Source organism: uncultured Desulfosarcina sp. (assembly GCF_963664155.2).
Lineage (GTDB): Bacteria > Desulfobacterota > Desulfobacteria > Desulfobacterales > Desulfosarcinaceae > Desulfosarcina.
Window position 1 is genome coordinate 1,876,755 of sequence record NZ_CAXXXH010000001.1, and the last position, 17,613, is coordinate 1,894,367.

Sequence of the window (17,613 nt, forward strand, 5' to 3'; positions counted from 1 at the left end):
ATCTGCATCGCCGTGGTATAAGAAATTGAATCCGGCAACATCTTCAGCTGTCACACAAACCAGGTTGAGCTTATATGACCACCTTATCCATTGAGAACGTTACGCTGACTTTCGGCGGATTGAATGCGCTTTCCGAAGTAAATATGACCATCGAGCCGGGGCTGATCACTTCCATCATCGGTCCCAACGGTGCCGGCAAAACCAGCATCCTGAACTGTATCTCAGGGTTTTACCACCCGACATCAGGGGAGATCCGGTATGGCGACAAGCGCCTGACCCAGGCCCCCCCCCATCAGCTGACCAAACTGGGCATCGCCCGGGCGTTCCAGAATCTGGAACTGTTCAGAGGCCTTTCCGTTCTCGACAACCTGCTGCTGGCCCGCCATACCAACCTGAAATACAATTTCTTCCAGGCCATGATTTACGTCGGCAAGGCCTCGCGGCTGGAGGCCGAAAACCGCGCCTACGTGGAAGATGTCATCGATTTCATGGAACTCGAACCCTATCGCAAAAGCACGGTGGGCAATCTGGCCTACGGCATTCAGAAGCGGGTCGAGGTCGCCAGGGCCCTGACGCTGGACCCCCGACTGCTGCTGCTGGACGAGCCCATGGCGGGTATGAATATCGAAGAAAAGGAAGATATCGTACGATTTATCATGGACATCAAAAAGGAGCGCAAGACAACGATCATTCTGGTCGAACATGATCTGGGTGTTGTCATGGATATTTCCGATCGCATCAATGTGCTTGATTTCGGGGAAGTTATCGGATCGGGGACACCGAAAGAAGTGGCTGCGAATCCAAAAGTTATCGAGGCTTACATCGGAGAAGATTAATTGGACAAGAAAGACACGCAACTCCTTCAGTCACTGACCATTCCACAATTGCTGCGCTGGCGCGTCGAAAGCACCGGCGACAAAGTCGCCTTGCGGGAAAAGGAATTCGGTCGCTGGAACAGTTACACCTGGAACGACTATTACCATCTGGTTCGAAAGACAGGGCTGGGCCTGCAGAAGCTCGGCTTGAAAAAAGGCGATGCCATCGCCCTGATCGGCGACAACATTCCGGAAATGCTGTTCACCGCCATTGGGGCTCAGGCGGTGGGCGGCATTTCCGCAGCCATCTACCAGACCACCATGCCGGACGAAATCGCCCAGCTGCTGGCCTACATGAACGTCACCATGGTCTTTTGCGACAATCAGGAGCAGGTCGACAAGATCGTCGAGATCCGCGAGCGGGTTCCGGAGGTCAAGCACGTGATCTACGAAGACCCCCGCGGCATGCGGGGCTACCGGTCAGACGACTGGTTCGTTTTCATCGAAAACCTCTACCGGCTCGGCGATGACGTCCATGCGCAAAACCCGAATCTGTATGAGTCGCTGATAGATGAAGGCACCCCCGACCAGGTCTGCCATCTCTGCCTGACCTCGGGCACCACCGGGTTGTCCAAGGGGACCATGCTGACCCATAAAAACTTTATCAGCATGGGGTTGCAGCTTACCGAAGCGGATCCCCTGGAGGATACCGACGAGTATCTCTCTTTCCTGCCCTTTGCCTGGATCGGCGAACAGATGAACTCCTTTGGTGTGGCCATGGCCACCGGAATCACCATCAATTTTCCCGAATCGGTGGAAACGGCCATGGAAGACCTGAAGGAGATCGGTCCCCACTTCATGTTCGGCGCACCCCGGATTTATGAGACCATTCGCTCCCAGATCTGGCTCAAAATCGACGAGTCGTACTGGCTCAATCGAAAACTCTATTATTATTTCATTAAAATCGGTGAAAAGGCTGCCGGTTACCGCATGTCGGGCAAATCAATGCCACCCGGCCTGAGATTCAAGGCCTGGCTGGGCTACCAGATAATGTTCCGGCCCCTGATCAACCAGATCGGCCTGCTGCGTCTGCGACGGGCCTATACCGGTGGCGCCGCCCTGGGTCCCGAACTGTTCACCTTCTACCAGGCCATCGGCGTCAACCTGAAGCAGATCTACGGCCAGACCGAAATCGTGGGTATCGCCTACATGCACAGGGACGGCGACGTGCGGCCCGATACGGTGGGCAAGCCCCTGCCCAACACCGAATGCAAGATTTCAGAAGAGGGGGAAATTCTCTCCCGATCGCCCTCGGTAACCCCCGGCTATTACAAACTGCCCGAAAAGACAGAGGAACTGCTTGCCGGCGGCTGGCTGCACTCCGGCGACGCCGGATACATCGATGAACACGGTCACCTGGTGGTCATCGACCGTTTGGCCGACGTGATGCACAATGCCAATGGTGAGATGTTCAGTCCCATGTTCCTGGAGAACAAGCTTAAATTCAGCCCCTATATAAAAGAGGCGGTCATCTTCGGCGACAAACGGGATTATGTGGCCGCCCTGATCAACATCGACCCCATCGTGGTGGGCAAATGGGCCGAAGACCGGGGCATCTCCTACACCACCTATATGGACCTTTCGGCCAAACCCGAAGTGGCGGGGCTGGTCAAAGAGCAGGTGGCCGAAATCAATTCTCGGGCCGAAAAAGAACACTTCAGGATCAAACGGTTTGCGATTCTATACAAACTTCTGGACATGGATGACGGCGAGTTGACCAAGACGGGAAAGATTCGCAGGAAATTCGTACGGGAAAAATACCAGGACCTGTACGATGCCCTCTACGATGAACGCATCAGCGAAAAGGAGGTCGAGGCCTTCTTCCAGTACCAGGACGGACAATCAACCACGGTAAAAACCAAAATTTCATTTTATACCATGGAAGGGTTCTGATGAGTTATTTTTTTCAACTGGTGGTCAGCGGTATCGTGGTGGGCTCTATTTATGCCCTGGCGGCACTGGGATTTGTCCTGATCTATAAATCGAGCAAGGTGCTGAATATCGCTCACGGACAAATTATTGCCGCCGGTGCATTTATCGCCTATGCGTTGACCGGCATGGCGGGCATTCCGATTTATATATCCTTCCTACTGAGTATGGTGATTACGTTTTTCCTGGCCATGAGCGTGGAACGGATATTTCTGCGCCGGTTGATCGGGGAACCGATCATCTCCGTTATCATGGTAACCATCGGACTGATGTCCATCATCGATGGCATCATTTTTTTGACGCCGTTCGGTTCCGTAAATTTTTCTTTCCCCCGATTTTTGCCGCAAACACTGATATCATTTGGTGGCGTGTCAATCTCCTGGACCCAACTGGTGGGTGTAATCGTCACCGTGATCATGATCGGCGGATTCTCATGGTTTTTTAAAAAATCCACCGTGGGGATCTCCATGCGGGCGGTATCGGACGACCAGTTCGCCTCCATGTCTGTCGGCATTTCCGTGCCACGGGTGTTCGGTCTCGCCTGGGCAACGGCCGGGTTGAGTGCCGCCGCTGCCGGTGTCATCATCGGCAATATTACCGGACTTAATTTTGAGACGCTGCAAGCCTTCGGGATTACGGTTTTTCCTGTAGTTATTCTGGGGGGGCTGGATTCAATTTTAGGCGCCGTGGTGGCCGGCATCATCATGGGCGTGATCCAGCAGTTTGCCAGCGGCTATCTGGACGGCAACTGGGGGCTCAACGGTACCGCCGAAGTGCTGCCTTATATTATTTTGTTAATCATTCTGCTTTTCAAACCCCACGGACTTTTCGGCATCCATGAAATAGAACGGGTATAGATCATGTCAACCAATCGTTGGTTAGCCACCGGCAACTACTTCACGTCGTATCAGGACGAACAGAGAATATTCTTTACGCATTTGGATCGGACCATCTTCACCCTTTTCCTCTCCCTTCTTTTTGTCTGGCCCGTGTTTTTTGCGGTAAGCAACAAGTACATGCTGGTAATAGACAACATCCTCATTGCCATCGTTGCCATCATCGGTCTGAACATCGTCACCGGCTTTGCCGGCTTAATATCCATCGGGCATGCCGCCTTTGTGGGTATCGGGGCATACACGGTCGCATCGTTTTCAAGAACCCTGGGTGACAGTCATGTAATCATCACGCACGCATGGCCCCTGATGATTGTTCTTTCCGGACTGATGGGGGCAATTTTCGGGGCCATCGTCGGGCTTCCCGCCATGCGCTTGAAACATCTTTATTTGGCCATCGCCACTTTGAGCTTCCAGATGATATTTTCGTGGACGATCAATTTTATGGAGTTCTTCAACCAGGGGCAGACCATCCCTGTCAGCCGGGTATTCTGGTTCACCGGCAAGCTGAATCGGGATGAACACTACCGCTTCTGGTATTATGTGCTCCTTGTGGTGGTGGTTCTTTCGGGATTCATGGTGAGAAACCTCCTGAGAACCCGTTATGGGCGTTGCCTTAGCGCCGTCCGGGACAATGACCGGGCCGCCGATGCCATGGGAATGCACCCCGGTCTTACCAAAGTTTACGCCTTCGGTCTGGCCGGCTTTTTTGCCGGTCTGGCCGGCGCCCTGCACGCCTATGTATACCGGGGGGTTGGTTTTGAATCCTTTACCCTGCATCACTCGATCACCTATCTGGCTATGGCCATCGTGGGCGGCCTGGGAACACTCAACGGATCTTTCTGGGGTCCGGCCGCGATAATAACGCTCGAGCTCCAGGTGGAAATCCTTGCCGAACAAGTCGGCCAGATATTTCCCTCGGACTGGAATCTTGCCACTGCTTTAAAGCCCTTTTCTTTTGGCCTGGTGATCGTTCTGTTTTTAATGTTTGAGCCGAGAGGGATCGCCAACTGGTGGCGCATTGTACGCTCGTACACCAAACTGTGGCCGTTCCGATACTGAGCCACTTGATTCTCGACAGATCCTAAGTACATATCGGAGCGACCCTGTGTTTCATAGGAAACGAACTGCGATCCATTTTTCAATTGTAGTCAAAACTCAAATTTAAGGGGGAGAGATGAAAAAAAAGAGCTTGTTGTCACTGTTTGTATTTCTGGCTGTCACTGCACTCTTCATAGTATCCTGCGGCCAAAAGGAAGAGGAAAAAGTTGAAAAAAAAGAGGCGGTTGTTGAAGCCAAAGTCTACAAATTAGGCCTTTCACTGGCCATTACGGGACCGACCTCTGATGCAGGAGACCCTTATTCAAAGGGTGTCGAAGACTATTTCAATTATGTTAACGACATGAAGCTCCTCGGAAAAGACAAGATAGAATGTGAAATCAGAGATGATCAGTATAAGACCGATGTCACCAAACGAAATTTCGAAGACTTCCTTTCCCAGGGCATCATCTTCTATCTCAATTATTCCACCGGAAGCACCATGGCCTTGAAAAAAGATTTTGACGAAGCCAAGATGCCTACTATTCCGGCTTCCTTCCATGCCGGAAACCTGGAGGGGTCCTCCTATATATTTTTACCCATCGCCTCTTACTCGGCCCAGGCTATCGGCCTGGCTGAGTATATCGTCAAAAACCACAAAGGGGACACCCCGAAAGTGGCGATGTACATTCATCCTTCAGCCTTTGGCAGGGGGCCTGTCTCCGATGTGGAAAAAGCGGTTGCCGCCGGCCTGAAAATGGAGATCGTGGAAGTGGTCGAGCATGGCAAAGACCTGGACAACACCGCTATGCTGCAGCGACTTGAGAGCAAAGGTGTTCAATACATCATCAGCCAAACCATTCAATCCCCGGTGGCCACCATGCTCAAGGATGCCAGCCGCCTTGGACTGATCGCCAAAACCTTTGGTGAGGAGGGCAAGATTACCTTCCTGGGATGCCACTACACCGGCGGCAACGACCTGGTGTCCCTGGCAGGACCGGCCGCGGAAAATTTCTACTGGACGACATCCTACATTGTAACATCCGAACCTGGTGTGGGAACGGATGCCCAACTGGCCCTGGCCAAAAAATACGGGCGTGATGAAAAGGCGGCCAATTCACACAATTATGCCAATGGGGTGATGGTGGCCCAGGTCGCTGCCGAATGCATCCTGCGGGCTAAAGCCAAAGGCGTAGAGGTTACCAAAGAAAGCCTCTATGAAGAGTTATTGGCAATGAACGGTATCAACGCATTCTATCCGGTGACAACAGTAGGGCCGGTAACCTATTCCAAGACCGACAAGCAAGGTGTCGACACCCTTCAGCTTTATGCAGTCAAAAACGGAGAGTTCAAATCAGTGGGCAAACCGTTTATTCCGGAATACACGGGAAAAATTAAATAAATCGGCATCGACCGGCCCGGCTGTCCGGGCCGGTCGGCCGTTTTTACACCGCTTATGCCGGATAGAAGAAGGCGCAAGATTTGCTGCGCTCAAGTTAATTAGGTGAAGGCGAAAAGGTTTCACCTGGAATTAGAAAACGGCCTTATGGACAAACAAAAATCCGGAAGTCTGCTCGAAGTCAACAACATTGAAGTGGTGTACAACGATATCATCCAGGTATTGCGCGGTGTCAGCCTGCATGTCACCCAAGGCGGCATCGTCGCCCTGCTGGGCACCAACGGCGCCGGTAAAACCACCACGTTGCGGGCCATCAGCGGCCTGCTCAAACCGGAAAACGGCTATATCCGCGATGGGTATATCAAATTTGCAGGCAGTGACATCACCAATGTCCTGGGTACCCAGGTGGTCAAACTTGGCGCAATCATGGTCCCGGAAGGGCGCCGGGTGTTCAAACATCTCACGGTGGAAGAAAATATACGGGTGGGATCCATCACCCGTAAAGACGGATCTCAAAAAATTCGCGCAGACCACGATAAAATGTACGATCACTTCCCCCGGCTGGCCAAAATCACGAACCGGCTGGCCGGGTACTGCTCCGGCGGGGAGCAGCAGATGATCGCCATTGCCCGGGCTCTGATGGCATCACCGATCATGCTCATGCTGGACGAACCCTCCCTGGGCCTGGCACCGCTGCTGGTAAAAGAGATCTTCGAAAACGTCCAGACCATCAACCGTGAGCTGGGCACCACCATTCTGGTGGTTGAACAGAATGCCAAGATCGCCCTGCAGGTGTCCGATTATGCCTATATCATGGAGTCAGGCAAGATCGTCCTGGAGGGCCCGTCCAGGGAACTCAAGAACAACCCGGATGTCAAAGAGTTTTACATGGGCATCACCCAGGGCGGCGGACGGAAATCCTTCAAAGAAGTCAAGTCCTATAAGCGGCGCAAGCGCTGGATGTAGGTGTTCCGGACGACAGCGTCTCGCCGATGGGGAAAGGGCATACAATCATGAAGTTTCTCGTTGCCTACAACGGTTCAGCAGAGTCCAGGGCAGCCCTCGATCTGGCGATTAAGCATGCGTCGACCTTCAAGGCCAAGGTTTTTGTCATCACCAGCATGGAAGGCGGACACAGCGAAAAGCCCGAGGACATCGCGCGGGTGAACCAGGAGCTGAAGCGGGTTCGACAGAAGCTCGAGGACGCCGGGGCGGAACACGAAGTCCATGAGATGGCGAGAGGGCTTTCTCCGGGTGAGGATATTGTGATTTTTGCGCAGGAGAACGGTATCGACCAGATTTTCGTGGGCATCGAAAAAAAATCCAGGACCCGGAAACTGTTACTCGGCTCAACGGCACAATACATAATTCTGAAAGCGGCCTGTCCGGTGACCACCATCAAGTAACCTGCGACCGCAAACCAATCCGGCACATGCCATTGACGCGCAACTGATGAGGCGGCTCTGTCCGAGAAGGGTGGTCACCTCATACCGGTGGACTGTTTTTTCCGCATGCAACGCAACGCCTAACGACCGCACAAGGAGTAAGAACCATGGGGCTTTATGATTTCTCCCTTTATGATTTGATTTGTCGCAACGCCCAGTGTTTCCGGAACCGGCCGGCCTGGTTCGAAGCCGACACCGGCGAGACGACAACCTTCGGGCAATTCAAGGGGCAGGTGGACCGACTGGCCTCAGGCCTGCAAAGAGCCGGAATAAAAACCGGAGACCGGGTCGGCATCGTGGGGAAAAACAGCCTGGCCTTTTTCCAGATATATGGTGCGGCTGCCGCTTTAGGGGCCATTGTGCTGCCCATCAACTGGCGCCTTTCCGTCGATGAGATGGCCTTTAACCTTAACGACTGCACGCCGGCGGTAGTATTTGCCGATGATGAATTCGGCGACGCCGTATCAGGCGTCCGGGATCGGCTCCCTTCGGTCAGGCGTTTTTTTAACCTGAACAATACCGGTCCCTTGGAAGCCTTCAACCAGCTGATGATTGATGCACCCCTCTCCGTTGAACCGGTAGCTGACGACGCCGGCCTGGTGATCATCCACACGGCAGCCGTTGCCGGCCGGCCGCGTGGGGCGCTGGTAAGTCATATCAATCTGCTGTGTGCCAGCCTGCACCTCAACTACTGCTTCGGCCTGTCGCCTGATGACGTCCACCTGAACCTGCTGCCCCTGTTCCACGTGGGCGGCTTGTTCATGGCCGTCAATGCCTTTCATGCCGGGGCACTGAATGTCAACATGAGCAAGTTCGACGCCGAAAAAGCGGTGGACCTGATCCAGTCCCACAAGGTCTCCGTACTTTTCGATTTCTCGCCGATTCTCGGATCCATCCTCGACGCACAGGAAAAGTGTGGCGCCGATATTTCTTCGCTGCAGTCGGTCATGGGCCTGGATGCACCGGACACCATCGCGCGTTACCAGAAGACAACCGGCGGCAGTTTCTACAATATGTACGGCCAGACGGAGACCTCCTGCCTCACCACCATGGGCCGCTACGATGACCGGCCCGGCTCAGCCGGACGGCCGATCCCAATGGGGCGGGTGGAACTGGTGGATGATGCGGACCACCCGGTGCCGACGGGCCAGGTGGGTGAAATTACCCTCAAAGGCCCCATGGTGTTCAAAGGATACTGGAATCTCGACGCGGATAATACACAGACCTTCCGCAACGGGCGGCATCACACCGGCGATCTGGGTCGCTTCGACGAAGACGGCTTCCTGTGGTACGCCGGTCGCAAGCCCGAAAAAGAGTTGATCAAACCCGGTGGTGAAAATGTGTATCCGGCGGAGGTGGAAAAGGTGATCCTTGAGCATCCGGCGGTCTCTCAGACGATCGTGTTTGGGGTGCCCGACCCCAAATGGAAGGAAGGCATCAAGGCGGTATGTGTGTTAAACCCCGGCCGGCAGCTGGTCGAAAGGGAGTTGATGGAATTCGTCGGCAGCCGCATCGCCCGCTACAAAAAACCCCAGTACGTTCAATTCGTGGAATCTCTTCCGGAAAAAAACGGCACCATCGATCGGGAGGCGGTAAAGGCTCTATATAGTGGGGAACAGATAAAAAAAGAATAGCTGCCCCACCTGGATTGAAGCCTACAGCATATACTCCCTCTCGGTAACCATCGGGAATGGCAGCTGCAATGTGTATTGAATTTCTGTGATAAATCTGATTCTATCATTCACCGGGATTTCGATTGTCACCCGAGCATCATACAAAATTGTCACCTGGAGGTCGTGGATGAATATCCTCACCCTTTTGGGAAGCCCACGAAAAAATGGCAACACGGCAGGCGTATTGAAAATGGTTGAAAAGGAACTGTCCGCCAGACACCAGGTGGAACGTCTCGCCATCTCCTCAATGAAGGTCAACGGCTGTCTGGGATGCAAGGCGTGTCAGAAGGTGGCGGACCAGCCCGGGTGCGTACAGAAAGATGACGCCGCTGCCATATTCGAACGCATGATGGCCGCCGATGCCGTGATTTACAGCAGCCCTCTCTACTGCTGGGATTTCTCCTCCCAGATGAAGGCCCTCATCGACCGCCACTTCTGCCTGGTCACGGGTTACGGCACAGCCAACCATCGCTCCCTGATCGCCGACAAACCCACCGCCCTGCTGGTGACCTGCGGCGGGCCGGTGAAAGGCAACGCCGATGTTATCCAGACGGTCTTCGATCGGGTGTGTCAATATGGCAGGGCCCGGGCCGTGAACAAAACCGTCATTCCCTTCTGCACGACACCGGACGCTCTGAAAGAGGACGCCCGTGCCGCCGCCCGGAAACTGGCCGGAGACGTCAACGGCGCGTTAAGACAATAGTCTTTCCACTTCACCCTATAATACCGACCGATGGGGTGGGTAACAGCCAGTGGCGCGATATTTCCCGTTTTCTTGAACGATTCGGCCCTCCCGAACCAACAGGGCCAGATTCTTGCGGATCATCTGGGTTTCGAATATTTGTTGAAGCATGCCGTCGGGCATCCGATTCCTGTAAAGGGGTGAGTGCCTGACCATCGCCGTCAGGTCCATCCCCTTACAGCACAAATCGAAAACCGCCGCCTTCTGCCGGTCAAATGCATTCAAGTAGCGATCAAAGGCCTCATCGGCATCCGATCGGTCGATCGGCAGTTTATGGGAGGCACAGATCTGACGGTAGGGCAGGTTGCGGAGCATCATCACGCTGTCCCGAAACCGGCGGATATCGCCTTCCGGATTGCCGTACCAGGGACCGAATCCGGTGAAATCGATATCGATGGAAAACAGCGTCCCCGAATGCCTCTCCAGGAAACCATAATGATCCTCCAGGTGGCCAGGAGCATGAATCGCCTGGAGTTGAATGGCTCCGAAATCAAGCATTTCCCCGTCGTCAAATTGGTGGTCCGGCTGGCGCATGGGATGGATGCCCAGCCGGGTTGACGCCACCCACGTCCAGTATTGGGCCTCCTGCCGACCCTCGACGAATCGTTGCCCGAGAAGTCGCAGATCGCCCACGGACGCCGGGGTCTGGGCCGGTAAAAACAGCTGCCGGTCGTTCAGCACGTGCCATGAAAGAATATGGTCGGGATGGGGATGGCTGATGATCAGCGTGTCGATGCGCTTCCGGCGATCGATCTCACGGATTCGGTCGGCACCGATACCGGCATCGACCAACACGGTCTGATCCCCAAGCATCAGGAACCCGTTGCAGAATGGAAAACGGCTTTTTCCGGGGCCCTTCGCGAGCCAGATGCCGTCGGCGACCGGCTGGAGAAAATGAATATTGTCAAAGTGAATCATCGCATGCAAAATCGTATTTCATCGTTTTAACGGGTTGTTTGAAAACTTGTTAATACCCCATTTCGGGCCGGCTGAAAAGAGCCGCCGGGGTTTTACTCGAACCTGGATGATAACCGGTTTACTGTTTTTTTAACCCTCCGGGCATGATATGAAAACAGGAGTCATTCTGTTTTCAATTGCTGAACCAACTGAAAGTGCTGGAAGGTCAATCATGCAACCGATATTTTTTAAGAATGCGGCCATCGAAGCGGTGGCCTGTGCGCTGCCGACGACGATCGTCTCCTCCGCCGATATTGAATCGCAGCTTTCGGCCACGTTGGAACGTATAGGCATCAAACCCGGGATTATCGAAGGACTTTCCGGCATCCGGGAGCGGCGGTTCTGGGACGCCGACCAACAGGCCAGCGACGTAGCCACCCGGGCAGCCGAACAAGTACTGGAGGAATCCGGCGTCCCCCGAGAAGCCATCGGATGCCTGATCAGCACATCGGTCTCCAAAGACTATATCGAACCCTCGGTAGCCAGCCTGGTGCATGGCAATCTGGGACTTGCCGACAACTGCATCAACTATGACATAGGCAACGCCTGCCTGGGTTTTGTCAACGCCATGTCCAGCGTGGGCATGATGATCGATGCCGGTCTCGTCGACTATGGGCTCATCGTGGATGGGGAAAATTCACGGGAAGTCGTGGAGGCGACCATTGAACGATTGCGGCAACCGGATGCCAAGCCGGAAGACTTCAGGGACCAGTTCGCCACGCTCACCCTTGGCTCCGGGGCAGTAGCCATGATCGTCTGCCGCCGGGACCTTTCCACATCCGGTCATGCCATCAACGGGTCGGTGACCCGCGCAGCCACGCGCCATAGCCGCCTCTGTCTGGGACAACGGGACCGGATGAGTGCCGATGCCTCCAAAGTTCTGATCTTCGGGGTGGAGTTGGCCAAAAAAACCTGGGACCTGGCCAGCCGGTCTCTGGCCAACTGGAGCGATGCGCAAATCGACGCCTACATGCCCCACCAGGTCAGCCGGCGAAATATGGAGGTGCTCAACGAAAAACTGGGCCTGACCCCGGAAAAACAACATCTGAACTTTCCCTCCCTGGGCAACATCGGTCCGGCGGCGGTGCCAATCACTTTATGCCAGGCAGCCGAATCCGGCCGAATTCGATCGAACGACCACGTGGCGCTCATGGGGATCGGCAGCGGGCTCAACTGCTCCATGATGAGTGTGACCTGGTAACCGTGACCATGCCGCCTGTTCCCGGTTGGAAGCAAACGGCACTTATTTTTTTCTCAGCTGTCTGCCTGGAATTCCTGTTTCTTGGGGGTCCGGACCTGAGCCATAACCGATCCTTCAAACACGCCTGGGACCTGGGGCATATCGCGGCGTTTATGGCATAGCCGCTGCTGTTGATTCACGGGTGGCCATGGCTGTCATCAGGTTCATTTTGCAGGCAGGCAACCATCGTCGTCTTGTTTGGTCTGGTTGCTGGCGGATTGGTGGAAGTTGCCCACGGCGCCTTGGGCCGATATCCCTCCTTCGACGACGTGGGGCGAGATATTATCGGCTGTTTGATATCCCTGTTCTTCCTGTTTGCCATCAGCCTTCCCGCCCCTCGGACTTTATACCTGGATAATCTGACGCTTGAACCGTAATCCATGAATACTTGCAAATAATCGATCCGCAACTTCACCCCTGGTGTTCCCGTGGAAATAACCCGATCCGACCATTTTTTACACTCCCACGATACCGTTGCCTGTCCAATCCATATTTGCGCATTTTGTAGTGAATCAGTTGTCGCGATACGCCGAGCATCCGGGCAGCTTCGGAGATGTTGCCACCCGCAGCCGTCAGTGCCTCATCGATCATCTTCAATTCCTTTTCCTGTCGCTGCTGCCGCAGATCCCGCACACCGGTTCCGGGGTAGGCCATCTCAGGGTTTGGGATGTCGGTTGCCTCAACCGTTTCTTTTCCAGAAGGATTGACCGGCAGTACATGCAGCGGCGGGTCCACGTCGCGGATCTGGTCGAGAAGCAGATGAGGCGGCAGGTGAGAGATGCGCAGGGTCGTGTCCGGCCCCATGGTGTTCATGGCCCCCTCAATGAGATGTTCGAGTTCACGAACGTTTCCCGGCCAGTGGTAGCTTCGAAAAAACTGCATGACCGGTTCACTGACGCCCTGCACCTCTTTGCCCAGGGCCAGATTGTTTTTGTATACGAAATGGCGGGTCAGGGTCTCGATGCCTTCAGGCTGCTCGCGGAGGGGGGGGATGGCGATATAGACCACGGCCAGGCGATAAAACAGGTCCATACGCAACTGTCGTTTCCGAATGGCCTTGTGGGCCGGGATATTTACGGAGCTGATGATTTTCAGGACCACGGGCACTTCACCGGATGCCCCGACGCGGCGGATCTTTTTCTCCTGGAGCACCCGCAGCAGCTTGGACTGCAGGTCGATGGGCATCGAATTGATCTCATCCAGGAAAAGCGTTCCGCCGTTGGCCTGTTCGAAAAGGCCCATCTTATCCACGGCCCCGGTGAAGGCCCCTTTGACCGTTCCGAAAAGCAGTCCCTCTAATAACGTGTCCGGAATCGCCGCACAATTGACGCCCACAAAGGGTTTGTCCTTGCGTGGGCTGAAGTTATGCATGCTCTGGGCAAACATTTCTTTACCCGATCCGGTTTCTCCAAAAAGCATCACCGGCGAATTGCTCTCCGCAGCCAGACGGGCCATGGTCAGCGCGTGGAGAAAGCTTTTGTCAAAACCCACGATATCGGTGAACTGGTAGCGGGTGCCATTGGCCAATTCCGGAGGGGTGTTCGGCGGAAGGGTGGAAAAGCCGGACATGACCTTTTCCAGTAAATTGTAGTTTTTTACGAAGCAGATGGCACCCACCAGCACGTTATTGTCGTGCAGCGGAAAGACGCTGTGGATCGTGTTGGCCAGTTTTCCTTGATAGGTTCGGTAGAAAAACAGCCTACCGACGATGGGTGCGTTGGCTTGCATGCACTGGCAGATCACGCTGCTGTTCCAGTCCAGCTGGTAGATATCGGTCACCTTTTTCCCGATGACATTTCCCGGCCGCAGACCGTCGATGGCCGCTTGGGTTTCGTTGTAAAACAGGATGCGGCCATAGGTATCGGTAATCAGAATGCCTTCGTCAAAAGCACCCAGCACCGGCAAGAAATCGATAGCGCCTAAATCGAGCATAATGGGTCGCCGCCTTACATCGTCGGGCAATGTGCGTCTCCGTGGCTGGTATTGAATACAAGCGGGTCAATATGTGTATTATATGTAAAAATTTTAGTCGATGAAAGCATTTTTGCACAAAAAATGTAAAATTTATTGTCGTTTTGTCTGTTCGTGAAGCCATCCCTGCGTAACAGCAACACCCAACCACGGGCAGCCGGCTTGCACGGAATTTGGTAATAACACCAATATTACAACACTTTGATTAAGATTTACATCTCATGCCGTGAAGCATCACCGGCATTGGACTTCTTTTAGGAAATCGGCATCCAATGGCATGCAACCTGCTTTACGAGTCGTGCATGAACCGGCAGTCCCATTCAATCCGTGTTATCGTCGTCCCCTAAATAAGGAAACGCACGTTTATGAAAGCAAGCCAGTCGAATCGCCCCTTCGATCCTGTGGTGTTCTGGGTATCCGCATCGGTTACCATCTTGTTCGTGGTGTGGTCTGTGGCTTTCCCGGAAAATATGAATGCCGTCATCAATGCCGTGTTTGCCTGGACAACAGGCAGCTGGGGTTGGCTTTACCTGTGGACGGCATTTTTACTGGTCATCGGCTGTTTGGCCCTGATGGGCGGCAAATATGGCCGAATCAAGCTGGGGTTGCCTGGCGACAAGCCTGAGTTTTCCGATTTCTCCTGGTTCGCCATGCTCTTCGGCTCGGCCATCGCCGCCGGCATTGTCTTCTGGGGCCCTGCGGAACCGGCTTATCACTTCATGAGTCCGCCGCCTTTCTTCGGTGGCGAGGCCAAGACCGCCCAAGCCGGAGCAAACGCCATGACTGTCTCGTTTTTTCACTGGGGCCTAAGCGCCTGGGCCATCTATGCCATGCTGACCATTCCCCTTGCGCATGCCTGCTACACCAAAGGGCTGCCGTTTAAATTTTCCAGCGCCTTCTATTATGCCATTGGGGACCGGATTCACGGAATCTGGGGAAAAATCCTGGATATCTTTGCCGTTTTCGCTACCTTGGGAGGCCTGGCCACCACCACCGGCCTGGTCGCCTTGCAACTCTCCAGCGGATTGAAATTTCAATATGGTGTGGAACTGGGGGCGGGCAGCACTTACCTGATCATCGGGATCCTGACGGCGATCTTCACCCTTGCCGTCTACAGCGGTATCGAAAAGGGCGTAAAATTCATCGGCAATGTGAACATGTGGATGTTTGCGGCCATTTGGTTCTTTGTCCTGCTGTTTGGCCCAACCATCTTTTTGATCAACCTGACCACCAACAGCATCGGCCAATACCTGCTCAATTTCCTACCCATGAGTCTATATACCGCACCCGGCACCGATGGCGGCTGGCTGGGCTCCTGGACCGTTTTTTACTGGGCCTGGTGGATGAGCTGGGCCCCCTTCGTAGCCGTGTTCATCGCCCGCATTTCCAAAGGCCGATCCATCCGCCAGACCGTCGCCGCCACCCTGCTGCTGCCCTCTCTGGGCGATTTTTTGTGGTATGGGGTGATCGGCGGTGCCGGCATCCACTTCGATGTTACCGAAACTCTCAACGCACACGGTGTCGAAAGCGCCATCTTCGCCATTGCCCAGCACCTGCCGGCAACCGGTATCCTGGCTATCTGCTTGATCTTTCTAATTGCCACCTTTTTCCTCACCAGCGCCAATTCAGCGGCACTGGCGCTGGCGATGTTCGTCTCCGGGCACGAAACGCCCGCAAGGGGCCTGCGGGCCTTCTGGGGGATTGCACTCGGGGCGGTGGCCGCGGTGCTGGCCGGCGTTGGCAGCCTCAAAGCCATTCAAACCGCGTCTATTGCAACGGCGTTCCCCATGCTGTTTTTGCTGCTGTTGGTCATGTTCGGCACCTTTAAAGGACTGGGACAAATTTCAGATGACGGCCCCGAAAAACAATAAGCCTGCATCGCCACAAAACGAAACAAGGAGGACTAACCATGTATGACCGAATGCAAACGTTCACTACGGACCAGATGACCCGGCTCCACGATGCCGCCATGGCGCTGCTGTCGGGTGTCGGCGTGGCCTTCAATGAATCCGAAGCATTGGAGATCTTCGCATCCAACGGTTTCAGAGTGGACGGCAAAAAGGTATTCATAACTGAGGCACAGGTTAAAAAAGCGCTCGACACCGCCCCTTCAAGCTTCACGGTAACCGCACGCAACCCCGCCAAGAGCGTTGCCGTGGGAGAGGACGATTTCGTTTTTGTACCCGGCTATGGTGCACCCTTTGTCGCCATGCCGGACGGCAGCCAGCGGCACGCCACCATGGCCGACTACGACAATTTCTGCAAACTGGTCCAGACATCCAAAACCATCGACATGAACGGGTTCATGATGGTGGAGCCCGGCGATGTAGCGCCCGAAACCGCCCATCTGGACATGATGTTTTCCAGTATGGTGTTGTGCGACAAGCCCTTTATGGGGAGCCCGGTGTCAAAACAGGGCGCCCGAGACTGCGTTGAAATGGCATCCATCATGTGGGGCGGCAAGGACAAGTTCAAGGCTGCGGGGCCGGTTTCGGTCTCCCTGATCAATTCCCTGTCGCCGCTGCAGTTTTCCGACGAAATGGCTGGATCACTGATCGAACTGGCCCGAGCCAACCAGGCCTGCGTGATTGCCTCGCTGATTATGGCCGGATCCTCCGGACCGGTGACCCTTGCCGGCGTGCTGGCCCTGCAGAACGCCGAGATCCTGGCTGGTATCACCCTGGCCCAACTTGTCAACCCCGGTGCACCGGTGATCTATGGATCGACTTCCTCGGCAATGGACATGCGTACCGGCGGGCTGGCCATCGGCTGCCCGGAATTGTCCATGGTGGTTTCGGCCACCGCCCAGATGGCCCGTTTCTACAAGCTTCCCAGCCGAAGCGGAGGCGGTCTGACCGATGCCCATTTCCCGGACGGTCAAGCTACGGGGGAATCTGTCCTGGCCTTGTCTACCGCCGCACGCAACGGAATTAACTTCATTCTCCATTCGGCCGGTATCCTGGGTTCCTACATTGCCATGAGCTTTGAAAAATTTCTCATCGATGAAGAGATGTGCGGCATCTTGCGCAAGCTGATCAAGCCTATCGACGTTTCCGATGATGCCATTGATGTAGAGACAATTAAAACCGTGGGAATCGGCGGCCAGTACCTGACCCAGCCCAAAACATTCAAGCTATGCCGGACGGAATTTTACATGACCGACTTTTTTAACCGACAAAATCATGCCGGCTGGAAGGCTGCCGGCGCCCAACGAATCGATCAGGCGGCCACCGAAAGCCTGAGCCGCCGCCTGGCCGCTTATGAAAAGCCCCCCATCGATCCGAATATAGAAACAGCGTTGGCTGCCTACGTTGCCGTGCGCAAGAATAAATCTTGACGGCGAACACCAGTTGACCTATGGATCGACCTAAAAAAGGAATTTCAATTCTACTAATTGAAATATTATAAAATGAGAAGGATACAGCAGCAACAGCTTTTAAATCCTATCACC

At 54.5% G+C, this 17,613-nt stretch carries 14 protein-coding genes; 12 read left to right on the forward strand and 2 right to left on the reverse strand.

Annotated elements, in window-relative coordinates; all coding sequences use genetic code 11:
• Positions 1 to 74: 74 nt before the first annotated feature.
• From ACHZBS_RS08470 to ACHZBS_RS08510, 9 genes are all read left to right on the forward strand, one after another.
• On the forward strand, positions 75 to 836 hold the full coding sequence (locus ACHZBS_RS08470) for an ABC transporter ATP-binding protein (RefSeq protein WP_319406062.1): 762 nt from the start codon (positions 75 to 77) through the stop codon (positions 834 to 836).
• The gene (locus tag ACHZBS_RS08475; RefSeq protein WP_319406063.1) at positions 837 to 2,768 is read left to right on the forward strand and encodes an AMP-binding protein; all 1,932 of its coding nucleotides are present in this window, start codon (positions 837 to 839) and stop codon (positions 2,766 to 2,768) included.
• Positions 2,768 to 3,661, forward strand: a complete 894-nt coding sequence (locus tag ACHZBS_RS08480) for a branched-chain amino acid ABC transporter permease (protein ID WP_319406064.1) — start codon at positions 2,768 to 2,770, stop codon at positions 3,659 to 3,661. The genes ACHZBS_RS08475 and ACHZBS_RS08480 overlap by 1 nt, the downstream gene beginning before the upstream one ends.
• 3 nt (positions 3,662 to 3,664) lie before the next feature.
• Positions 3,665 to 4,759, forward strand: coding sequence for a branched-chain amino acid ABC transporter permease (locus ACHZBS_RS08485; RefSeq protein ID WP_319406065.1), 1,095 nt, complete (start codon positions 3,665 to 3,667; stop codon positions 4,757 to 4,759).
• Positions 4,760 to 4,874: 115 nt separating this feature from the next.
• Positions 4,875 to 6,137, forward strand: a complete 1,263-nt coding sequence (locus ACHZBS_RS08490) for an ABC transporter substrate-binding protein (protein ID WP_319406066.1) — start codon at positions 4,875 to 4,877, stop codon at positions 6,135 to 6,137.
• Between the two features lie 144 nt (positions 6,138 to 6,281).
• Positions 6,282 to 7,100: an ABC transporter ATP-binding protein gene (locus ACHZBS_RS08495; protein WP_319406067.1), complete on the forward strand. Its 819-nt coding sequence runs from the start codon at positions 6,282 to 6,284 to the stop codon at positions 7,098 to 7,100.
• Between the two features lie 47 nt (positions 7,101 to 7,147).
• Entirely contained in the window at positions 7,148 to 7,540 is a 393-nt protein-coding gene (locus ACHZBS_RS08500; protein ID WP_319406068.1) for a universal stress protein, read from the forward strand.
• Positions 7,541 to 7,686: 146 nt separating this feature from the next.
• On the forward strand, positions 7,687 to 9,213 hold the full coding sequence (locus ACHZBS_RS08505; protein WP_319406069.1) for an AMP-binding protein: 1,527 nt from the start codon (positions 7,687 to 7,689) through the stop codon (positions 9,211 to 9,213).
• Between the two features lie 166 nt (positions 9,214 to 9,379).
• Positions 9,380 to 9,955 (forward strand): flavodoxin family protein, encoded by a 576-nt coding sequence (locus tag ACHZBS_RS08510; RefSeq protein WP_319406070.1) that lies wholly within the window; start codon positions 9,380 to 9,382, stop codon positions 9,953 to 9,955.
• Between the two features lie 15 nt (positions 9,956 to 9,970).
• Here the strand turns inward: ACHZBS_RS08510 and ACHZBS_RS08515 are convergent, their stop codons facing one another.
• Positions 9,971 to 10,912, reverse strand: a complete 942-nt coding sequence (locus ACHZBS_RS08515; protein WP_319406071.1) for an MBL fold metallo-hydrolase — start codon at positions 10,910 to 10,912, stop codon at positions 9,971 to 9,973.
• A 211-nt stretch (positions 10,913 to 11,123) separates the two neighbouring features.
• On the opposite strand from ACHZBS_RS08515, the gene ACHZBS_RS08520 reads away from it, so the two are divergent.
• On the forward strand, positions 11,124 to 12,152 hold the full coding sequence (locus ACHZBS_RS08520; protein WP_319406072.1) for a 3-oxoacyl-ACP synthase III: 1,029 nt from the start codon (positions 11,124 to 11,126) through the stop codon (positions 12,150 to 12,152).
• Positions 12,153 to 12,602: 450 nt separating this feature from the next.
• Here the strand turns inward: ACHZBS_RS08520 and ACHZBS_RS08525 are convergent, their stop codons facing one another.
• On the reverse strand, positions 12,603 to 14,153 hold the full coding sequence (locus tag ACHZBS_RS08525; protein ID WP_319406073.1) for a sigma 54-interacting transcriptional regulator: 1,551 nt from the start codon (positions 14,151 to 14,153) through the stop codon (positions 12,603 to 12,605).
• A 374-nt stretch (positions 14,154 to 14,527) separates the two neighbouring features.
• Between ACHZBS_RS08525 and ACHZBS_RS08530 the strand changes: the two genes are divergently transcribed.
• Entirely contained in the window at positions 14,528 to 16,033 is a 1,506-nt protein-coding gene (locus ACHZBS_RS08530; protein ID WP_319406074.1) for a BCCT family transporter, read from the forward strand.
• Between the two features lie 38 nt (positions 16,034 to 16,071).
• Positions 16,072 to 17,499 (forward strand): trimethylamine methyltransferase family protein, encoded by a 1,428-nt coding sequence (locus ACHZBS_RS08535; RefSeq protein ID WP_319406075.1) that lies wholly within the window; start codon positions 16,072 to 16,074, stop codon positions 17,497 to 17,499.
• The last annotated feature ends 114 nt before the right edge of the window (positions 17,500 to 17,613 follow it).